This is a genomic window from Micromonospora sp. NPDC049089 (assembly GCF_040648775.1).
Classification (GTDB): domain Bacteria; phylum Actinomycetota; class Actinomycetes; order Mycobacteriales; family Micromonosporaceae; genus Micromonospora.
In genome coordinates, this window is the sequence record NZ_JBEZEH010000007.1 from 1 (window position 1) to 4,562 (window position 4,562).

General features: G+C 69.1%; 3 protein-coding genes. 1 reads left to right on the forward strand and 2 read right to left on the reverse strand.

From position 1 onward, the window contains the following. Window positions 1-85 precede the first annotated feature (85 nt). Window positions 86-1,846, reverse strand: coding sequence for a cytochrome c oxidase subunit I (gene ctaD / locus AB0B48_RS02615; protein ID WP_210780947.1), 1,761 nt, complete (start codon window positions 1,844-1,846; stop codon window positions 86-88). 130 nt (window positions 1,847-1,976) lie between these two features. Further along, complete coding sequence (locus AB0B48_RS02620; RefSeq protein ID WP_357194834.1) at window positions 1,977-3,083, reverse strand: FAD-dependent monooxygenase; 1,107 nt, start codon at window positions 3,081-3,083, stop codon at window positions 1,977-1,979. Between the two features lie 299 nt (window positions 3,084-3,382). On the opposite strand from AB0B48_RS02620, the gene AB0B48_RS02625 reads away from it, so the two are divergent. Next, complete coding sequence (locus tag AB0B48_RS02625) at window positions 3,383-4,504, forward strand: cellulose binding domain-containing protein (protein ID WP_357194836.1); 1,122 nt, start codon at window positions 3,383-3,385, stop codon at window positions 4,502-4,504. Window positions 4,505-4,562 lie beyond the last annotated feature (58 nt).

A 4,562-nucleotide genomic window follows, 5' to 3' on the forward strand; every position in this document is an offset into this window, starting at 1 on the left:
CACCCAACGCCAACCGGGAACCCGCCTCCACCTGCTCGGCGAGCCGCCCCGGGGGCGGCGCCCGTCGTACTGCTGAGCTTGAGCGTCAGTGCCGGTCGACGTCGCTCGCGGTGTCCTCGCGGTAGCTGGCTCCGCCGTCCGACTCGCTGGTGAGCGGCTTGGCGCCACCCTCCGGCGGACCGGCCAGGCTCTGGCCACCGGCCGCCAACTCCGGGAACTTCGCGTCGAACGCCGGCCGCTCGGAGCGGATCCGCGGCATCCGGTCGAAGTTGCGCAGCGGCGGCGGGCTGCTGGTCGCCCACTCCAACGAGTTGCCGTGACCCCAGGGGTCGTTCACCTCGACCACCGGGCCGGTCTTGTACGACTTCCAGCAGTTGTAGATGAACGGCAGCGTGGAGATGCCGGTGATGAACGCGCCGATCGTGGAGATCGTGTTCAGCGTGGTGAAGCCGTCGCTGGGCAGGTAGTCGGCGTACCGACGGGGCATGCCCTCGTTGCCGAGCCAGTGCTGCACCAGGAACGTGGTGTGGAAGCCGATCATGGTGAGCCAGAAGTGCACCTTGCCCAGGCGCTCGTCGAGCATCCGGCCGAACATCTTCGGGAACCAGAAGTAGATGCCCGCGAAGACCGCGAACACGATGGTGCCGAAGAGCACGTAGTGGAAGTGCGCCACCACGAAGTACGAGTCCGACACGTGGAAGTCGATCGGCGGGCTGGCCAGCAGCACACCGGTGAGACCACCGAAGAGGAAGGTGACCAGGAAGCCGACCGCCCAGAGCATGGGCGTCTCGAAGCTGATCTGGCCCCGCCACATGGTGCCGATCCAGTTGAAGAACTTCATACCGGTCGGCACGGCGATCAGGTAGCTCAGGAAGCTGAAGAACGGCAGCAGCACCTGGCCGGTGGCGAACATGTGGTGCGCCCAGACGCTCATGGAGAGCGCGGCGATCGCGACGGTCGCGGCGACCAGACCCTTGTAGCCGAAGATCGGCTTGCGGGAGAAGACCGGGATGACCTCGCTGATGATGCCGAAGAACGGCAACGCCACGATGTAGACCTCGGGGTGCCCGAAGAACCAGAACAGGTGCTGCCAGAGCATCGGCCCACCGGTTGCCGGGTCGTACACGTGCGCGCCGAGGATGCGGTCCGCGGCGAGCGCGAAGAGCGCGGCGGCCAGCAGCGGGAAGACCAGGATCACCAGAAGGCTGGTGACCAGGATGTTCCACGTGAAGATCGGCATCCGGAACATGGTCATGCCGGGCGCACGCAGGGTCAGCACCGTAGTGATCATGTTCACGGCGCCGAGGATGGTGCCCAGGCCGGAGATGGCCAGACCCATGATCCACATGTTGGCGCCGACGCCCGGCGAGTGCTCGACGCTGCTCAGCGGCGCGTACGCGAACCAGCCGAAGTCAGCGGCGCCACCCGGGGTGATGAACCCGGCGGTCGCCATCGTTCCGCCGAACAGGTACAGCCAGTAGGCGAAGCTGTTCAGCCGGGGGAAGGAGACGTCAGGCGCGCCGATCTGGATCGGCACGATGTAGTTCGCGAAGGCGAACACGATCGGCGTCGCGAAGAACAGCAACATGATCGTGCCGTGCATCGTGAAGAGCTGGTTGTACTGCTCGGGCGACAGGAACTGCAGCCCGGGTCGTGCCAGCTCAGCACGCATGACCAGAGCCATCAGGCCACCGATCATGAAGAACACGAACGCGGTGATCATGTACATGATCCCGATCTGCTTCGCGTCCGTGGTTCGCAGCAGCCGCGCGATGGCCGACCCCTTGACCGGCTCCCGGACCGGCCAGGGCCGGGTCACGACCGGCTTGGGTGCGACGGTGGTCACGAGTGGCCTCCGGTTCTCGGTTGTCCCGCTCGGCACACGCTGGTTATCGGCGGGCCGTCATCCGCAAGGAGGATAGTCCCCGGCAGGTCGCAGCGCCGCGTGGGGTGGCGTGACACGATCTACTACGGGCCTACAGCGGGCCGAGCAGGAGCCGGTAGTGCTCCCCGAAGATCCGGTCGCCGCGTCCGCGCAGCAACGGGTCGCGCAGCGCCGGCGGGACGTCCCTGGTGCGGTTGCGGTCCCGGGTCCGGTCCCGCACCCATCGGGTACGCGGACGGCGACGACTCTCGTACGCCACCAGGGCCGCCTCCACGCTGTTGGCGGCGCGCAGCGACTCGGCCAGCACCACGGCGTCCTCCAGGGCCATTGCCGCACCCTGCGACAGCGTCGGCGCGGTGGCGTGCGCGGCGTCGCCTACCAGCAGGACTCGCCCCCGGTACCAGCGACCCAACTCCACCTCGTCGGTGATCCCGACGTGCACCTCGTCGAGGGCCGCCAGCACCTCGGGCACCGGGCCGCGGTACTCGGCGAAGAGGTCCCGCAGCCGGGCGAGGGGGTCGGCGGGCTCCTCGGTGCCGGCCTCGTCGGCATAGATGTGCAGCCGTCCGGCACCGATCGGCACCATTAGGAACCCGGAGCGCTGGCCGAGCAGCGCGGTCCACTCGGTGACCGGTGGGCCGTCGCGCAGAAGGGCCCGGTAGACGACCTGCCCGACGGGGCGCGGCGGCCCACCGAGCGCGGCCAGCGCGCGGACCGAGGAGCGTGGCCCGTCGGCACCGATGACCAGGTCGTACTCCGTGGTGGTGCCGTCGGTGAAGGTGACGCCCACCGCGCCCGGGAGCAGCTCCAGGGTGCGGACCTCGGCGCCGTGCCGGACGGCGCCGCCGGCACCGCTGAGCAGCACCCGGTGCAGGTCGGCCCGGGGCAGCGCCCGGCACTCGCCGACGCCGGCCCAGAGGGCGTCGAGGTCGACCTCGCAGAGTTGCGCGCCAGCGGCGTCGTAGAACCGCTGCCGGTGGATCACCTGCCCGACCGGCCGGACCGGGTCGTGCAGGTCGAGCCGGTGCAGCGCGCGGGCGGCGTTGCCGGGCAGGTAGAGACCGGTCTCGGTGGACTCCCCCGGTGGCAGCTTGTCGGTGACGTCGGGCCGGAAGCCCGCCAGGCGCAGCGCCCGGGCTACGGCCAGGCCGGCGATGCCCGCGCCGACGACGAGGATGCGCAGGGGGGAGCCACCCATGGTGGTGTACGCCTCCGGAGGGGGAGCGGCACGCGTTGGAGGCAACACGCTACTCGGAGCGATCGGCGCACACCAGGCCCAATCGGTCCGCTCCCCGCCGCTCGTCGGCGACCCGAGCCGCTTGGCCGGCCGTCCGTCGGCAGCCGTCCGGCGGGGCATGGCAATCCTCACAATTCACCAGTTCGACGCGGACGGTTGCGCACCAGTTTCAGACATGTAAATGTGTCGTTGAGCGTGGGAGCGCTCCCGCACCACCCCACCACATCCGGCGCCCGGCACGCGCCGAGTCGAGGAGTGTCATGAAACGTCAACTTCGGGCCTTGGCCGCCGCCGGGTTGCTGGTCGCCAGTTCACTGGTGGCCGTGGCCCTCGGCGGGAGCGCCTCCGCCGACACCCAGATCTGCGAACAGTACGGCTCGACAGTCATCCAGGGCCGCTACGTGGTGCAGAACAACCGCTGGGGCACCACCGCCCAGCAGTGCATCAACGCCACCAGCAACGGCTTCGAGATCACCACGCTGAACGGGAGCAGCCCCACCAACGGGGCGCCCACGGCGTACCCCTCGGTGTTCTTTGGTTGTCACTACACCAACTGCTCCCCGGGCACGAACCTGCCGATCCAGGTGAGCCAGATCAGCAGCGCCACCAGCAGCATCTCCTACCGCTACGTCAGCGGCGCCACCTACAACGCGTCGTACGACATCTGGCTGGACCCGTCGCCCAAGCGGGACGGGGTGAACCAGATGGAGATCATGATCTGGCTCAACCGGCAGGGCCCGATCCAGCCCATCGGCTCGGTCGTGGGCACCACGAACCTGGCCGGCCGTACCTGGGAGGTCTGGCGGGGCAGCAACGGCTCCAACAACGTCATCTCCTACGTCGCGTCCTCGGCGATCTCCAGCCTGAACTTCAGCGTGCTGGACTTCATCAACGACACCCGTAACCGGGGCGCGATCACCAACTCCTGGTACCTGACCAGCATCCAGGCCGGCTTCGAGCCGTGGCAGGGCGGTGTCGGCCTCGCGGTGACCTCGTTCTCGGCCAACGTCAACGGTGGCGGTCAGCCGCCCACCAACCCGACGACCCCGCCGCCGAGCGGTGGCGCGAGCTGCGCGGTGAAGTACACGGCGAATTCGTGGAACAACGGCTTCACGGCCGACGTGCAGATCACCAACACCGGGTCCAGCGCGATCAACGGTTGGACGCTGAACTACAGCCTGCCCGGCGGGCAGACGGTCACCAACGCCTGGAACGCCACGGTGAGCCAGAGCGGGTCATCGGTGACCGCCCGCAACGTCGGCCACAACGGGTCGGTCGCACCGGGGGGCACGGCCAGCTTCGGCTACCAGGGCACCCTGAGCGGGGCCTACTCGTCCCCGACCAGTTTCTCGCTCAACGGGGCGACCTGCTCCCGCTCGTGAACTGACGGTGGGGGGGGGGCCCGGCGGGGCGGGCCCCCCCCCGCCAGCGGAAAAGGGG

Coding starts and splice junctions, on each gene's coding strand:
- AB0B48_RS02620 (WP_357194834.1), bottom strand. CDS start 3,083: ATGGGTGGCTCCCCCCTGCGCATCCTCGTCGTCGGCGCGGGCATCGCC.
- AB0B48_RS02625 (WP_357194836.1), top strand. CDS start 3,383: ATGAAACGTCAACTTCGGGCCTTGGCCGCCGCCGGGTTGCTGGTCGCC.